Below are 14,936 nucleotides of genomic sequence, written 5' to 3'. Positions count from 1 at the left end.
GGTCCGTCCGCTCCGACCCGTCCCTGCGGGGGTCACCAGGCGCGGCCGGACCAGAGCGCGAAGGCACAGGCCGTCTCCTCCTCTCCCGGCCGGTCGTGTGCGGCCAGGTCGGCAAGGGTCCAGGCCACCCGGAGGGCGCGGTCGACGCCGCGTGCGCTGATCTGTCCGAGGTCCATGGCACGGCCCAGGACCTGCAGGGCCTTGGGCTCCACCGGGAACTCACGGCGCAGGTAGGAGCCGGGGACCTGGGCGTTGGTGGTCCACGGTGTGCCCTCCAGCCGCCGCGCGGCACGGGCCCTGGCCGCGGCGACGCGGGCGGCGACCACCTCGGAGGACTCGGCGAAGGCGCGGTCGGCGAGGAGCTCGGCGCGGCTGACCTGCTGCAGCTCCACCTTGAGGTCGATGCGGTCCAGCAGCGGTCCCGAGATACGGGAGAAGTAGCGGCGCCGCTCCCCCGCCGGACAGGTGCACAGGGTGCCGGGCTTGGCGCAGGGACACGGGTTGGCCGCCATCACCAGCTGGAAGCGGGCCGGGAAGGTGACCGTGGAGGTGGCGCGGGCCAGGACCACCTCGCCGCGTTCGAGGGGTTCGCGCAGGGAGTCGAGCACCCCCCTGCCGAATTGGGGGGCCTCGTCGACGAAGAGCACCCCTGTGTGCGCCTTGGACGCCCAGCCCGGGCTCGGATATCCGCTGCCGCCTCCGATGATCGCCGCCCGGGTCGAGGTGTGGTGCGGAGCGGCGAACGGCGGCACCGTGACCAGGGGCGACCCCTGGGGCAGCAGACCCGCCACCGAGTGGATCGCGGTGGCCTCCAGCGCCTCGGCCGGGCTCAGCCCGGGCAGCACCGTGGGCAGGCGTTCGGCGAGCAGGCTCTTCCCTGTGCCGGGGGAGCCCAGCATCAGCAGGTTGTGTCCGCCCGCGGCGGCGATCTCCACCGCTCGGCGGGCCACCGGCTGTCCCAGGACGTCGGCGAGATCGGGGCCCTGCCGCGCGGGTCGGCGCGGCGGGGGGACCGCGGGAGGCGGTTCCTCGGGGAGCACCCCCTCGCGCAGCCACGCGCACACCTCCTCCAGGCTGTCCACCGCGACGACCTCGGTCTCGGGGACGAGCCGGGCCTCGGCCGCGTTGCCGTGCGCCACGACGAACCGCGAGTACTCGTGCTCGCGGGCGGCCACCACCGCAGGCAGCACGCCCCGCACTGGTCGGGCCCGGCCGTCCAGGCCCAGTTCCGCGATGAGGACGGTGCCCTCCAGCCGGTCCTGCGGCACCGCGCTCGCGGCGGCCAGCACGGCCGCAGCGATGGCCAGGTCGAACAGGCTGCCCGACTTGGGCAGGCTCGCCGGGGACAGGCTGATGGTGATCTGCCCGCTGGGCCAGGCCTCCCCGCTGTTGACCACGGCGGCGCGTATGCGGTCGCGGGCCTCTCTCAGGGCGGCGTCGGGCAGACCCACCAGGGTCACCCCCGGGTCACCGCCGCCCAGGTGGACCTCCACCTCGACGATGTGCCCCTGGACCCCCAGCAGGGTGATGCAGCGGGTCCGGGCGAGTGTCATCACGACATGCCCCGCTCGTGGGACACGAACACGCGGCCGCCGCTGAGCAGTACGCCTATCCCGTCGACCCGCAGGGGGCGGGCGGGCACGCGCCGACTCGCCGCCCAGGCCCTCCCCAGGTGCCGCAGCCTGCGCCTGCGGCGAGGGTGGACGGCCTCCACCGGGTGCCCGTGGCGCAGCGAGGTGCGCGTCTTGACCTCGGCCACGACGAGGACGGCCCCGTCCCTCGCCACGATGTCGATCTCTCCCGCGGGGATCCGCCAGTTGCGGTCCACCACCCGCATACCCGCCCGCTCCAGGAACACCGCGGCCAGATCCTCGCCGCGCCTGCCCAGGTCCCTCCGGTACTCGGCCCACCGATCCAAGGCGACCACCTCCCGTTACCACGTTCGGTGATCGGGGATGACTCCGCCAGAGGGCAGATTCTCCTGTGGAAAACCCGGCGGACGGGCCCCGCCCGGCAGGGCGGGTGCCTGCCGGACGCGTCCAGGCCGTGTTGTGTGGACGCTCTCGCCGTATCGGCGGAGCCGATGCCCCGGCGAACGGCCGACCAGGCGTTCCCTCGCGAGGCGGGGAGCGCGGCTCGGCCCCGGCGGGCCTCGCAAGCTCTCCGACGCCGCAAGGGGCGCCTGGCGGCCGTGCAGCCCGAGACGGTCCACACAACAGACCTTTAGGAGCGGCCGCCCTCGGAGGGGGGCAGTTCCAGGTCCGCCTTGGTGATCTCCTCGACGTTGACGTCCTTGAAGGTCACCACGCGGACGTTGCGGACGAACCTGGCGGGGCGGTACATGTCCCACACCCAGGCGTCCTCCATCACGACTTCGAAGTACATCTCTCCGTTGTCCGTGGAGCGCGGCTGCAGATCGACGTGGTTGGTCAGGTAGAACCGCCGCTCGGTCTCCACGACGTAGCTGAACAGCCCGACGACGTCCCGGTACTCGCGATAGAGCTGGAGCTCCATCTCGGCCTCGTACTTCTCCAGGTCCTCAGAACTCATCCACGCGCTCCCTTTCGTCAGCACTGTCCGGTCGCGGTCGCTCCATCATGCGTCACGGAACGGCCTCGCGTACCGGGGGGAACGAATCTGTCTCGGCCGGCCTGCGCCCCGGCTCACCCCGCCTGTTCCTCGATCCTGGCGAAGGTCTCGGGGATGCCCAGGCCGCCGACCTGCTCGAGGGGCCAGATGATCACGAACGCGCGCCCCACCACGTGGTCGATCGGTACCGCGCCTCCCCCCGGGTTGTCCTGGTTGAGCCGGGAGTCGGAGGAGATCGCCCGGTTGTCACCCAGCAGCCACAGGTGCCCCTCCGGCACCTCGATCGGGCCGAACTCCGCGTGGCTCGCCACACTTCCCGGGTACAGGTAGTCCTCTTCCTCCAGCGGAACACCGTTGACCGTGACCCGCATCTGCTCGTCGCAGCACTCCACCACGTCGCCGGGCAGACCGATCACCCGCTTGATGTACTCCTTGCCCGTGGGCGCCGCGCCCAACTGCTGCTGCACCCACGTGAACCCGCGCGAGAGCGGGTTGGTCGGCTCGGGGATCTGGACCGTGTTCGGGTCGTCCCACGAACCGCCTCCGTTGAAGACGATCACCTCGCCGCGCTCGATGTCGCGTATCTGGTAGACGACCTTGTTGACGAGCACCTTGTCGCCGACGAGCAGGGTGTTCTCCATCGAGGTGGAGGGGATGTAGAAGGCCTGCATCACCCAGGTCCTGATCACGAACGCCAGCACCAGGGCGATCACGATCAGGATGGGCAGTTCCTTCCAGAACGACCCCTGCTTTTCCTTGCTCATCCCGGTGTCCGCTCTCTCCCCGGCCTCCTGGCTCCCGGGTTCGGAGACACCGCTGGCTCCCGTGTCCCCGGGGACACGGGAGCCAGTGGCGGAGTCCTGCTTCTCCGAACCGGAACGGGTGGAGGCCTCGTCTCGGGCCCCGTCCGTGCCGGGACCGCTCTCGTCATCGCTCATCGTGCCGAAGCTTATACCGCCGCGTCGAGGGACAGGCCTGCTTCGGAGAGCAAAGAGAGGGCTACTGAGCGGCAGGCTCGCGGCGCTCGCGGATGCGGGCGGCCTTCCCGCGCAGCTCACGCAGGTAGTACAGCTTGGCGCGACGCACGCGACCGCGGGCGACGACCTCGTACTTCTCGACCGCCGGAGTGTGGATCGGGAAGGTCCGCTCCACGCCCACGCCGTAGCTCACCTTGCGGATGGTGAAGGTCTCGCGGTTGCCCGCGCCCTGGCGGCGGATGACGACGCCCTTGAAGACCTGGACACGGGTACGGTTGCCCTCCGTCACGCGGACGTGGACGTTGAGGGTGTCACCGGGGCGGAACTCCGGGACGTCGGAACGCAGCTGGGCCTTCTCCAGCTCCTGAATGGCGGTGTGCATCTGAATCCTCATCGATAGCGCGCCGCGTCCTGTTCCCGCTCTCGACGGAAAGGGGTGCGCGGGCGAGGGCCCTCATGGGTCTGTACTCTCGAACCGCCCGGGTGACCGACACAGAGGCCGACGTCGTGCCGCCGGCATGCGGATGCCTAGGGGTCACCAGGGGGGATCCCACCCAGTTTGCCACATCTCAGTCGGCGGCCCGAACGCCTTCCTCGGCCAGGACCTCCCGGTCGCGCCGGTCCAGGGCCTCTTCCGGCGTGGCCGCCACGAGGTCGGGCCGGTTGCGCGCGGTCTTGCGCAGCGCCTGGTCGCGCCGCCAGCGGTCCACCGCGCCGTGGTTGCCCGACAGCAGCACCGGCGGCACCTCCTGTCCGCGCCACACCGACGGCTTGGTGTACACCGGCCCCTCCACCAGGTTCTCCATGCCGCCGGAGGCGAAGGAGTCCTGTACGGCCGACTCCTTGTTGCCCAGCACCCCGGGCAGCAGCCGGGTGATGGCCTCGACCATGACCAGGGTCGCCGACTCGCCGCCGTTGAGCACGTAGTCGCCGATGCTGAGCTCCTCGACCGGCATCCGGCGCGCGGCGTCGACCGCCACCCGGGAGTCGATGCCCTCGTAGCGTCCGCACCCGAAGACCAGGTGCTCCTCCTCCGCCAGGCGCTCGGCGTCGGCCTGTCCGAACCGGCGTCCGCTCGGGGTGGGGAGGACGAGTCGCGCGGGGGCCTGCCCCACGACCTCGTCCAGCGCCTCGCCCCACGGCTCGGGCTTCATCACCATGCCGGGGCCGCCGCCGTAGGGGGTGTCGTCCACCGTGTTGTGCCGGTCGTGGGTCCACGCGCGCAGGTCGTGGACGCGCACGTCGAGCAGGCCGGCGGCGCGCGCCTTGCCGATGAGGGACAGCTCCAGGGGCGCGAAGTAGTCGGGGAAGATGCTGATGATGTCGATGCGCACGGCTCGCCCTTCAGTCCGCGAGGTCGAGCAGGCCGGGCGGGGGGTCCAGCACGATCCGTCCGCCGGCGGTGTCGACCTCGGGGACCAGAGCGGCCACGAAGGGCACGAGCAGCTCCCGCCCGTCGGGGGTGGCCACCACCAGCAGGTCCTGCGCGTGGTGGAGCACGTTGTCGACGGTGCCGACGGCCTCGCCGCCGGTGGTGACCGCGGCCAGGCCGATGAGCTCGTGGTCGTGGAACTCGTCGGGGTCGTCGATCGGGGGGAGGTCCTCGGAGTCGACGAGCAGCAGGGTGCCCCGCAGCTCCTCGGCCGCGTCGCGGTCCGCGATCCCCTCGAAGCGCACCAGGAGCTTGCCGCTGTGCACCTTGGTCGCGGCGACGGTCAGCGGTCCGGTCGGGGCCGGGTCGGTGGCCAGCACCGATCCGACGGCGAACCTCTCCGCCGGGTCGTCGGTACGCACGTCGACGGCGACGTCGCCGCGGATACCGTGGGCGCGGCCGATCCTGCCCACCACGAGTCGCATGGGAACTCCGTCCTTGCCGTCCGTTCCTCGGGGAACGGGAAAGACCATGCCCGGGGCCCGGGGCGTGTTCGGTGACGACACCCTGGGGACCCCGGGCACGGGTGTGGGGCGCCGACCGGACGGTCGGCGCCCCGAGAGGCGCGTCAGCGCACTTCGTGCAGGTCCAGCAGGTCCACCCGGACGTACCTGCCTCCGGCGAGAGAACCGATCACGGTCCGCAGCGCCTTGGCGGTGCGGCCGTTGCGACCGATCACCTTGCCCAGGTCGTCGGGGTGCACCCGGACCTCCAGGACTTTGCCCTTGCGGAGCCTCTTGGCTCTCACCTGGACGTCGTCGGAGTTCGCAACGATCCCCTTCACGAGGTGCTCAAGCGCCTCTTCCAGCACGTCAGGCCTCGCCCTCGGACTTCTCGGCCTCGGCGGTCTCAGCGGGCTTCTCCGCCTTCTCCGCCTTCTTCTCGGACTTCTTGGCCTTGCCCTTGTTCTCGCCGCCCGGGAGCACGAGCTCCTTCAGAGCGGCCTGGAACGCGGCCTCCTTGGCCTCCGGGTCCTTGGGCTCGGCGACCTGGAGCGGAGCCGGGGCGGGCAGGCCCTTGAACTTCTGCCAGTCGCCCGTCTTGCGCAGGAGGACCTTGACCGCGTCGGAGGGCTGGGCGCCCACGCCGAGCCAGTACTGGACCCGCTCGGAGTCGACCTCGATGAGGCTCGGGTGCTCCTTGGGGTGGTACTTGCCGATCTCCTCGATCGCCTTGCCGTCACGCTTGGTGCGGGCGTCGGCGACGATGATGCGGTACTGGGGCGTACGGATCTTGCCCATACGCTTGAGCTTCAGTTTGACAGCCACTGGAGTGGTCTTCTCCCGATGAACGGTGTTAGGCGCCCGGTGACGGGACCGCGTGGGGTGCGGAGCGCACCGGAGCAGACGTGGGTGACGAGCTAGTTAGAGGGCCGGCTCGGCACCGTTAGTCGACTTCTCATTGTGCCAGACATCGGCAACTTCCTTGTCCACCACACCGGCGTGTGACAGCGGGAAAGGGCCGCCCCGGACGTCACGGAGCGGCCCTCGTCCCTACTTCTTGGGCAGTTTGAAGTTGGACAGGTCCGGCATGTTGGGCATTCCCGGGCCACCGAGTCCGGGCGGCAGGGTCGGCTGACCGGGAGCACCGCCGCCCAGGCCCGGCGGCAGCTGCGGCTGGCCGCCCTCCTCCTGGCGCCGCCGGCGCTCGGCGGCGCGCTCGGCCTCCTGCTGGCGGGCCTTCATCGGGTTGCCGCTGCGCTGCTTGCCCTTCTTGCCCTTCTTGGCCTGGGCCTTCTTGCGTCCGCCCGCGGCGCCGGGTGCCCCGCCCATCCCCGGCATGCCCGGGAATCCGCCGCTCTTCATCTTGCGCATCATCTTCTGCGCCTCGAAGAAACGCGTGACCAGCCCGTTGACGTCGCTGACCTGCATGCCCGAACCGTTGGCGATCCGCAGTCGGCGCGAGCCGTTGATCATCTTGGGGTTGGCCCGCTCGGCCGGGGTCATCGACTGGATGATGGCCTGGATGCGGTCCAGGTCCTTGTCGTCGATGCTCTCGATCTGCTCCCGCATCTGCCCCATGCCGGGCATCATGCCGAGCAGGTTGCCGATCGGGCCGAGCTTGCGGACCATCTGCATCTGCTGCAGGAAGTCGTCGAGCGTGAAGTCCTCGTCCGAGGCCATGGTCGAGGCCATCTTCTGGACCTCGGCCTCGTCGAACGTGCGCTGCGCCTGCTCGATCAGCGTGAGCACGTCACCCATGTCCAGGATGCGCGAGGCCATCCGGTCCGGGTGGAACAGGTCGAAGTCCTCGAGCTTCTCGCCCGTGGACGCGAACATGATCGGCCGGCCGGTGATGTGCCGGATGGACAGCGCCGCACCGCCGCGCGCGTCGCCGTCGAGCTTGGTGAGGGCGACCGCGTCGTAGCCGACCCCCTCGAGGAAGGCCTGGGCGGTGTTGACCGCGTCCTGACCGATCATCGCGTCGACGACGAAGAGGATCTCGTCGGGCCGGACGGCGTCGCGGATGTCGGCGGCCTGCCGCATCATCTCGGTGTCCACACCGAGGCGGCCGGCGGTGTCGATGATGACGACGTTGTGGTTGTTGCGCCGCGCGTACTCCAGCGACAGGCTCGCGACCTCGACGGGGTCGCCGACGCCGTTGCCGGGCTCGGGCGCGAACACGGAGGCGCCGGCCCGCTCACCGACCACCTGGAGCTGGGTGACGGCGTTGGGGCGCTGGAGGTCGGCCGCGACCAGCAGCGGTGTGTTGCGCTGGTCGGAGAGCCACTTGGCGAGCTTGCCCGCCAGGGTCGTCTTGCCGGCGCCCTGCAGGCCCGCGAGCATGATGACGGTGGGAGGTGTCTTGGCGTAGCGGATCTGCCGGGTCTCACCGCCCAGGACCTCGACGAGTTCGTCGTTGACGATCTTGATGACCTGCTGCGCGGGGTTGAGGGCCTTGGAGACCTCCTCACCGCGGGCCCGTTCCTTGATCCGCGCGATGAACTCGCGGACCACGGGCAGCGCGACGTCCGCCTCCAGCAGCGCGAGACGGATCTCCCGCGCGGTCGCGTTGATGTCCTCCTCGGACAGCCGCCCCTTGCCCCGCAGCGAGGAGAAGACCGATGTCAGCCGGTCGGAAAGCGTCTCGAACACGAGTGTGGCCAGTCCTTCGTCTCGGAATTGGCTTCCTAGCCTACCCGCCCGCCGTCACCTCGCCGTGTCGGACGAGGCGGCCCGCGGACCTCCGGCGCGCCGGGGCGGGACTCCGCGCCCCGCCCCGGGCCAGAGGGTCAGTTGCCGTTCTCCCCCTCGGAGGGCTCCTCGCTCTCCTGGCCGCTCTCGCCGGAGAGGACGGCCTCGCGCTCCTCCCCGAGCGCGGCCAGCATGCTCTCCTGCTGGCCGCCGGTCAGGCCGCGCGTGCTCAGGACGGAGCTGCCCGAGACGGTGTACTCCGTCTGGGTCTCGCTGACGATGTTGTAGTTGGCGTCGCACGAGAGCTGGAGCGTTCCCCCGGCCTCCAGCTCACCGCTGTCCTCGCAGGTCTGCTCGCCGATCTCGTCGTTGGTGAAGGTCACCTTCATGTGCACGTACACCGTGCCGGTCCCGCTGCCCGTGGCGTCGTGCACGGTACCGGTCCAGGTGCAGTGCGGGCCGTCCTCGCACGACATGTCGGCCTGGCCGTCCCAGGCCACCTCGATGCGCGCGTCGCGCGAGGAGGTCAGCTCCTCCTCGGTCGCGGTGACGACACCGCTGTAGAGCTCCTCGACGGCGGTGGTGTCGGCCTCGGCGATGTCCAGGCGCACCTGCGGGCCGCTCTCGGCCTCCGGCGGGACGAGCTGCTCGACGGCGATGCGCTGGAGCTGCCCGGTCTCGGCGTTGACCCACATCTGGTCGCGCTCGCCGGCCAGGTCGATCCGGTAGGTCAGCGTGCCGTCCAGGTTCTCCTCGACGGCCTCGTCCGACTCCAGCTCCAGTCCGCCGAGGATCTCGGCCAGCACCGACGGCGCCAGGACCGCACCCGGCTCGATCCCGGTCTGGGACGCCGAGGCCCGCACCCAGTTGCCGTCGAACTGGTCGAAATCGGGGCCGTAGATGTTCTGGTCGAGCCAGAAGTCCTCCGCGGCACGGAGGAAGATCCGGTTGTCGGCGCTGATCAGCTCGGCACCCACCCCCCCGGCGCGGATGGTGCCGCTGCTCGTGCCGCCGTCGGAGACGGTGAGCGAGACGTCGCGCACGTCGCCGCCGACGCTCTCGGCGATCTGGCCGGTGGCGGTGATCCCCTGGTACTCGGCGAGCCCGGCCAGGGCCTCCTCCACCAGGGGTGCGGCGGCGACCGGTTCGGCCGGTTCGGCGCTGGGCTCCTCCTCGCCGCCGCCCGACTGCCCGTCCCCGAGGGAGCATCCGGCCAGGCCGAGCACCGCGGCCGCGCCCGCCGCGGCGAACGCCGCGCGCCCGCGCCTGCGAACCCTGAAGTGACTAACCGGCGCCATCTTGCCTCCTGGCCCCGCAGCGGGGGGCGTGTACGAACGAGCGTGAGTTTTCCGGGATGCGGCAGGTCGGACCCGACCGGCCCTCCCGTCCATCGCGTGTGATGCGGCGGCACGTCCCGGGGTTCCGAAACGGCCGCCCCGCGGGTCGGCCCGCGCTCCGGCCGTGCTCCGGGTGCGCTGCAGACCGCGCGCCCCGTGCTCCTGGCGGTTCCACCGCCGAGCCGCGTGCAAAGCGTACCGAATCGGAGCACCGCCGAAGGCCGACGGACCCCGGGGCCGCGCCCGTTCCCCGAGCGCGCGGAAGGGGCCGGCGGGGATCTCTCCCCGCCGGCCCCCGCGGCACCGCGCCGCGCCGGTGGTCCGAGCCCGTGCCCTCGGCGTTGAGTGCTAGGTCGTGACCTGCGGCGGTGCCGTCTCCCCGCCCGGAGGCGTCGGCGGGGAGACCGCTTCTCCTTCCTCGATCTCGTCGAGCTCGTCGAAGGCGTAGGCCGATTCCGCGTGCAGCTCGTGGTCGAGGCCGTTGGTCTCGACCTCCTCGGGGATGCGGAACCCGACGGCGAGGTCGATGACCTTGGCGATGGCCCAGGTGACGGCGAAGGAGTAGAGCATGACGCCCACGACCGCGACGGTCTGGACCGCCAGGAGGCCGATGCCGCCGCCGGAGAAGAGCCCGTCGGGGGCGCCGTCGCCGACGATACCGGCGGCGAGGAATCCCAGGGCGAGGGAGCCGATGATGCCGCCCACCATGTGGATGCCCACCACGTCGAGGGCGTCGTCGTACTTGAACTTGAACTTCCAGCTGATCGCGTAGGCGCAGACGGCACCGGAGAGGAGGCCGAGGAGGATGGCCCCCACCGGGGTGACGTTGGCCGCGGCCGGGGTGATCGCGACCAGGCCGGCGACGGCGCCGGAGGCGAACCCGAGGGCGCTGACCTTGCCGTAGCGCAGGCGCTCGACGAGCATCCACGACGCGGTGGCGGCGGCGGTGGCGACCTGTGTGTTGACCAGGGCCAGGGCGGCGACGCCGTCGGCGTTGTAGGCGGAGCCGCCGTTGAAGCCGAACCAGCCGAACCACAGCAGGGAGGCGCCCAGCAGGACGAACGGCAGGTTGTGCGGGCGCATCGACCCCGAGCCGAAGCCCTTGCGGCGGCCGAGGACGAAGGTCAGGGCCAGGGCGGCGGCGCCGGCGTTGATGTGGACGGCGGTACCGCCGGCGAAGTCGATGACGCTGTGGCCGCCGATCTCCAGGCTCTCGATCCAGCCCTCGCCCCAGACCCAGTGGGCGACGGGGAAGTAGACCGCGAGCGCCCAGACCGGCACGAAGAGCAGCCAGGCGCCGAACTTGGCGCGGTCGGCGACGGCGCCGCTGATGAGTGCCACGGTGATGATGGCGAACATCATCTGGAAGCCCGCGTCGACCAGGAGCGGGTAGGAGCCGGGGCCCTCGCCGGAGTCCTCGCCGATGAGGTCGGTCAGGCCGGCGTGCTCCAGGCCGCCGATGACGGGCTGGAGCACGCCGCCGTCGGCGTAGGTCAGCGAGTGCCCGACGGCCACCCAGAGAACGCTGACGATCGCGATGCTCGCGAAGCTCATGAGCATCATGTTCAGGACGCTCTTGGCCCGGGACATGCCTCCGTAGAAGAACGCGAGGCCCGGGGTCATGAGCATCACCAGCGCGGCGCTGACGAGCAGCCACGCCGTGGTGCCGGTGTCAATCATTTCTTCGCCTCCATGGGACCGGTGGGGGAATGTCGTGAGGGCGTCGACATCGAGCGCGCCGTCGGGCCCGGTGCGGCATCGTCACGGAGAGAACTCTCCGACCGGGGTGTTTCCCTCCGGCGTGTGCCTTGTTGCGCGGAGGTAAAAGGGCGGCCCCCGGTGTTACGGCTCCGTGAACCGGGGCCCCGGCGGGCGCGGAGGCGTACACACGGGTACAGGGGTGCGGTTCCCGGGAACGACGACGGGCCGGGCACCCGCGAGGGGTGCCCGGCCCGCGGCCGGAGCGGTCAGGGAAGGATGGCGTCCACGAAGACCTCGGGGTCGAAGGGCGCCAGGTCGTCGGGGCCCTCCCCGAGACCGACGAGCTTGACGGGGACCCCCAGCTCGCGCTGGACCTGCACGATGATGCCGCCCTTGGCGGTGCCGTCCATCTTGGTCAGCGCGATGCCGGTGACGTTCACCACCTCGGCGAACACGCGGGCCTGGCGCAGCCCGTTCTGGCCGGTGGTGGCGTCCAGGACCAGGAGCACCTCGTCCACCTGGGACTTCTTCTCGACGACGCGCTTGACCTTGCCGAGCTCGTCCATCAGGCCGGTCTTGGTGTGCAGGCGCCCTGCGGTGTCGATGATGACGGTGTCGGCACCCTCCTCGATGCCGCGGGCGACCGCGTCGAAGGCCACGCTGGCCGGGTCGGCGCCCTCCTCGCGGCGCACGACCGGGGCGCCCACCCGGCTGCCCCAGGTCTCGAGCTGCTCGCTCGCGGCGGCGCGGAAGGTGTCGGCGGCGCCCAGGACGACCGTGCGCCCGTCGCCGACCAGGACGCGGGCGAGCTTGCCGCTGGTGGTGGTCTTGCCGGTGCCGTTGACGCCGACGACCATGATCACGGCGGGGCGCTCACCGTGCGGCTCGGTGCGCAGGGAGCGGTCGGTGTCGGCGCCGATCTGGGCGAGGAGCTCCTCGCGCAGCAGGGCGCGCACCTCGTCGTGTCCGCGGGTGCCGAGCACCTTGACCCGGGTGCGCAGGCCGTCCACGATCTGCGTGGCCGAGGTGACGCCGATGTCGGCGGTGATGAGGGTGTCCTCGATCTCCTCCCAGGTGTCCTCGTCGAGGGAGTCGGAGGAGAGCAGGTTGAGCAGGCCCTGGCCGAAGGAGCTCTGCGAGCGGGCCAGGCGGGCGCGCAGGCGCACCATGCGGCCGGCCGACGGCAGCGGTGTCTCCAGCTCCGGTGCGGCCGGCTCGGCCTCCTCCGGGACGATGGTCTCCCGGACCGGTGGCGGGGCCTGGGCGGGCGGGGCGAGCGCTGTCCCCCCGTCCTCCTCCCGCTCCTCCTCCGGGGCGGCGGTCCTCGGTCCCTCGGCGATTCCCGGCTTGGTCTCCTCCTTGCCCGGCGTGACCGAGCGTCGGGTCCTGACCAGGAAGAATCCACCGACGGACAACAGCAGTACGACGGCAACAGCAAGGCTTGCGAGCAAGGTGATGTCCATAGCCGCTCCAGTCTCCCAGAGTGTCCGACGCGAACACGTCACACCCTGATGGCGCGCCGGGAACGAAGCGGGCCGGTCATACGGCCCGGTGGCGGGTCGCGCGCAGGACGAGGACGAAGAAGGGTGCTCCGAGGAAGGCCGTCACCACCCCGACGGGCAGTTCGGAGGGGGCCGCGACGGTGCGTGCGACGATGTCCACCCCGACCAGGAAGGCGGCGCCCGCCGGCACGGTGACCGGCAGGATCGCACGGTAGCCGGAACCCACCAGGCGGCGCACGATGTGCGGGACGACGATGCCGACGAAGCCGATGAGGCCGCTGAAGGACACCGCCGCGGCCGTGGCCAGCGACGCCGCGGCGATCACCGCGACGCGCACGGCGCCCGGGTTCAGGCCGAGGCTGACCGCCTTGTCGTCCCCCAGGGCCAGCATGTCGAGCAGGTGGCCGCTGAGCAGCAGCACGGCCAGGCCGGCCACCGCGTAGGGGGCGACGAGCCGCACGTCGTCCCAGCCGCCCCGGCCCAGGCCGCCGAGCAGCCAGGCGTAGATGCGCTGGAGCTGGTCGGTGCCCATCTGCTGGACCAGTGTCTGGGCCGCGGTCAGGAAGGAGGAGACGGCCACACCGGCCAGCAGGAGCGCGGTGGTGCCTCCCCCGCCCGCCATGCTGCCGAGCAGATAGGCGGCGGCCACCCCGGCGAGCGCGCCGACGAAGGCGGCGACGGGCACGAGGGCGCGGGGGTCGTCGGCGAACTCGCTGCCGAAGACGATGACCGAGGTCGCGCCGAGCCCGGCGCCCGAGGCGGCCCCGAGCAGGTACGGGTCGGCCAGCGGGTTGCGGAAGACACCCTGGTAGGCGGCGCCCGCCGTGGCCAGGAGCGCGCCGACGACCGCTCCCATCACCACGCGCGGCAGGCGCAGCTCCACGAGCAGGGCCGCCTGCCGCTCGGTCAGCGGGGACGCGCCGCCGAACGGCAGGAGGCTGAACAGGTGGCGGACGGTGTCGGCCGCCGAGAAGGAGGCCGCACCCGCGGTGACGCCGAGGAGGGCGGCCGCGGCGAGCGCGGCCAGTCCTGCGGCGAGCCACCCGAGGGTGCGGCCGACGACGCCCTGGGACACCTACCGACCGGTGCTTTCGAGGACGGCGTCACCGATGGTGCGGGCCAGGTCGACCACACGCGGCCCCCAGCGGGAGGCGATGTCGGCGTCGAGCAGGTGGACGGCGCCGTCCTGGACCGCGGTGACGGTGTCGAAGGCGGGGCGCTCGGCGACGGCGTCGACGGCGGCCTCGTCGCCGTAGGAGAGGAAGATCAGGTCGGGGTCCTGCTCGACGATGTACTCCTGCGACAGCTGCGGGTAGCCGGCGGCACTGCCGTCGTCGGCGGCGTCGGCGATGTTGACCAGCCCGAAGGAGGCGTACACCTGGCCGATGAAGGTCTCGGAGGTGGCCGCGTACGGGGTCTCGTCGAGTTCCTGGTAGAAGGTGAGCCCGGAGTCCCCGGCCTCGGCGCACACCTCCTCGACGATCTCGTTGAACTCGGTCTCGACGCGGGTGGCCTCGGCGTCGGCCTCCTCGGGGTTGCCGGTGGCGTCGCCGAGCAGGCGGATCTGGGCGTAGGTGCCCTCGAGGTCGGCGGCAGCGTCCAGGACGAGGACCGGCACGCCGATCTCACCGAGCTGGACGGCGGTCTCCTCGTGGGTGGGGGTGAGGACGACCAGATCGGGGTCGTACTCGCTGACGGCCTCCACGCTCGGGGTGAAGCCGCTCAGGTCGGTGACGGGTGCCTCGGGCGGATGGGTGGAGTACTCGTCCACGGCCTCGACCTGCTCTCCGGCGCCGAGGGCGAAGAGCATCTCGGTGTGGCTGGGCGAGAGGGAGACGATGCGCTCGGGCTTCTCCTCGAGGGTGACCTCGCCGGTGTCGTCGGCCACGGTGACGGGGAAGGTGCCGTCGCCGACGGGGGTGCGGTTCGGGTCCGCCTCGGGCGGGGCGCAGGACGCGGCCGGGGACGGGGATGCGGATTCGTCCGTCTCGGGTGCGGCGGCCTCCTGGCCGCCGCAGGCGGTGAGGGCGAGTGCCGTGCCCAGGAGGGCGAGGGGAAGTCGGTGCGTGATCCGCACGGTGCTCCTTGGTGAGACCAGGGGGAAGGGGAGCAGCCTTGTCGCGAGACGGCCTGTCCTTCCCACGAGGACGGGGACGCCGGCACCGGGGAGGCGACCTGGCTCGTCCCCGCCGGGGCGGGGCTTCACAGTTGCGGGACAGCGCCGGGTTCGGCGGCCGGTGCGGCCGCGTACCGGACTTCGCTCC

The 14,936-nt window shown here is 71.7% G+C and carries 15 protein-coding genes; all 15 read right to left on the bottom strand.

The window, feature by feature from the left end; genetic code table 11:
* Nucleotides 1–32 precede the first annotated feature (32 nt).
* The 15 genes from FHS13_RS11565 to FHS13_RS11495 all read right to left on the bottom strand — a co-directional run bounded on the left by FHS13_RS11565 (nucleotide 33) and on the right by FHS13_RS11495 (nucleotide 14,749).
* Nucleotides 33–1,553, bottom strand: coding sequence for a YifB family Mg chelatase-like AAA ATPase (locus FHS13_RS11565; RefSeq protein WP_184291389.1), 1,521 nt, complete (start codon nucleotides 1,551–1,553; stop codon nucleotides 33–35).
* Complete coding sequence (locus FHS13_RS11560) at nucleotides 1,553–1,918, bottom strand: YraN family protein (RefSeq protein ID WP_184291387.1); 366 nt, start codon at nucleotides 1,916–1,918, stop codon at nucleotides 1,553–1,555. Before FHS13_RS11560 ends, FHS13_RS11565 begins: the two co-directional genes overlap by 1 nt.
* A gap of 305 nt (nucleotides 1,919–2,223) precedes the next feature.
* On the bottom strand, nucleotides 2,224–2,550 hold the full coding sequence (locus FHS13_RS11555; RefSeq protein ID WP_184291385.1) for a DUF2469 domain-containing protein: 327 nt from the start codon (nucleotides 2,548–2,550) through the stop codon (nucleotides 2,224–2,226).
* A 113-nt stretch (nucleotides 2,551–2,663) separates the two neighbouring features.
* Nucleotides 2,664–3,527, bottom strand: a complete 864-nt coding sequence (lepB, locus tag FHS13_RS11550; RefSeq protein ID WP_184291383.1) for a signal peptidase I — start codon at nucleotides 3,525–3,527, stop codon at nucleotides 2,664–2,666.
* Between the two features lie 61 nt (nucleotides 3,528–3,588).
* Nucleotides 3,589–3,948: a 50S ribosomal protein L19 gene (gene rplS, locus FHS13_RS11545; protein ID WP_184291381.1), complete on the bottom strand. Its 360-nt coding sequence runs from the start codon at nucleotides 3,946–3,948 to the stop codon at nucleotides 3,589–3,591.
* 187 nt (nucleotides 3,949–4,135) lie between these two features.
* Nucleotides 4,136–4,900 (bottom strand): tRNA (guanosine(37)-N1)-methyltransferase TrmD, encoded by a 765-nt coding sequence (gene trmD, locus FHS13_RS11540; protein WP_184291379.1) that lies wholly within the window; start codon nucleotides 4,898–4,900, stop codon nucleotides 4,136–4,138.
* Nucleotides 4,901–4,910: 10 nt separating this feature from the next.
* Entirely contained in the window at nucleotides 4,911–5,423 is a 513-nt protein-coding gene (rimM, locus tag FHS13_RS11535) for a ribosome maturation factor RimM (RefSeq protein WP_184291377.1), read from the bottom strand.
* Nucleotides 5,424–5,566: 143 nt separating this feature from the next.
* On the bottom strand, nucleotides 5,567–5,809 hold the full coding sequence (locus tag FHS13_RS11530; protein ID WP_073704564.1) for an RNA-binding protein: 243 nt from the start codon (nucleotides 5,807–5,809) through the stop codon (nucleotides 5,567–5,569).
* A 1-nt stretch (nucleotide 5,810) separates the two neighbouring features.
* Complete coding sequence (gene rpsP / locus FHS13_RS11525; protein ID WP_184291375.1) at nucleotides 5,811–6,266, bottom strand: 30S ribosomal protein S16; 456 nt, start codon at nucleotides 6,264–6,266, stop codon at nucleotides 5,811–5,813.
* 225 nt (nucleotides 6,267–6,491) lie between these two features.
* On the bottom strand, nucleotides 6,492–8,093 hold the full coding sequence (gene ffh / locus FHS13_RS11520; protein ID WP_184291373.1) for a signal recognition particle protein: 1,602 nt from the start codon (nucleotides 8,091–8,093) through the stop codon (nucleotides 6,492–6,494).
* A gap of 137 nt (nucleotides 8,094–8,230) precedes the next feature.
* A complete protein-coding gene (locus tag FHS13_RS11515; RefSeq protein WP_184291371.1) occupies nucleotides 8,231–9,430 on the bottom strand; it encodes a hypothetical protein in 1,200 nt (399 codons plus the stop codon).
* Between the two features lie 387 nt (nucleotides 9,431–9,817).
* Nucleotides 9,818–11,149, bottom strand: a complete 1,332-nt coding sequence (locus FHS13_RS11510; RefSeq protein ID WP_184291369.1) for an ammonium transporter — start codon at nucleotides 11,147–11,149, stop codon at nucleotides 9,818–9,820.
* A gap of 287 nt (nucleotides 11,150–11,436) precedes the next feature.
* Nucleotides 11,437–12,633: a signal recognition particle-docking protein FtsY gene (ftsY, locus tag FHS13_RS11505; protein WP_184291367.1), complete on the bottom strand. Its 1,197-nt coding sequence runs from the start codon at nucleotides 12,631–12,633 to the stop codon at nucleotides 11,437–11,439.
* Nucleotides 12,634–12,709: 76 nt separating this feature from the next.
* A complete protein-coding gene (locus FHS13_RS11500) occupies nucleotides 12,710–13,747 on the bottom strand; it encodes an iron chelate uptake ABC transporter family permease subunit (protein ID WP_184291366.1) in 1,038 nt (345 codons plus the stop codon).
* Nucleotides 13,748–14,749, bottom strand: coding sequence for a helical backbone metal receptor (locus FHS13_RS11495; RefSeq protein ID WP_184291364.1), 1,002 nt, complete (start codon nucleotides 14,747–14,749; stop codon nucleotides 13,748–13,750).
* Nucleotides 14,750–14,936 lie beyond the last annotated feature (187 nt).

It is taken from the genome of Nocardiopsis algeriensis (assembly GCF_014203695.1).
Taxonomy (GTDB): domain Bacteria; phylum Actinomycetota; class Actinomycetes; order Streptosporangiales; family Streptosporangiaceae; genus Nocardiopsis; species Nocardiopsis algeriensis.
The sequence above is the reverse complement of the archived record's forward strand: the minus strand, read 5'-3'. Positions and strand labels throughout refer to the sequence as shown.

Coding starts and splice junctions, on each gene's coding strand:
- lepB (WP_184291383.1), bottom strand. CDS start 3,527: ATGAGCGATGACGAGAGCGGTCCCGGCACGGACGGGGCCCGAGACGAG.
- FHS13_RS11510 (WP_184291369.1), bottom strand. CDS start 11,149: ATGATTGACACCGGCACCACGGCGTGGCTGCTCGTCAGCGCCGCGCTG.
- FHS13_RS11555 (WP_184291385.1), bottom strand. CDS start 2,550: ATGAGTTCTGAGGACCTGGAGAAGTACGAGGCCGAGATGGAGCTCCAG.
- FHS13_RS11565 (WP_184291389.1), bottom strand. CDS start 1,553: ATGACACTCGCCCGGACCCGCTGCATCACCCTGCTGGGGGTCCAGGGG.
- rplS (WP_184291381.1), bottom strand. CDS start 3,948: ATGCACACCGCCATTCAGGAGCTGGAGAAGGCCCAGCTGCGTTCCGAC.
- rimM (WP_184291377.1), bottom strand. CDS start 5,423: ATGCGACTCGTGGTGGGCAGGATCGGCCGCGCCCACGGTATCCGCGGC.
- ftsY (WP_184291367.1), bottom strand. CDS start 12,633: ATGGACATCACCTTGCTCGCAAGCCTTGCTGTTGCCGTCGTACTGCTG.
- FHS13_RS11515 (WP_184291371.1), bottom strand. CDS start 9,430: ATGGCGCCGGTTAGTCACTTCAGGGTTCGCAGGCGCGGGCGCGCGGCG.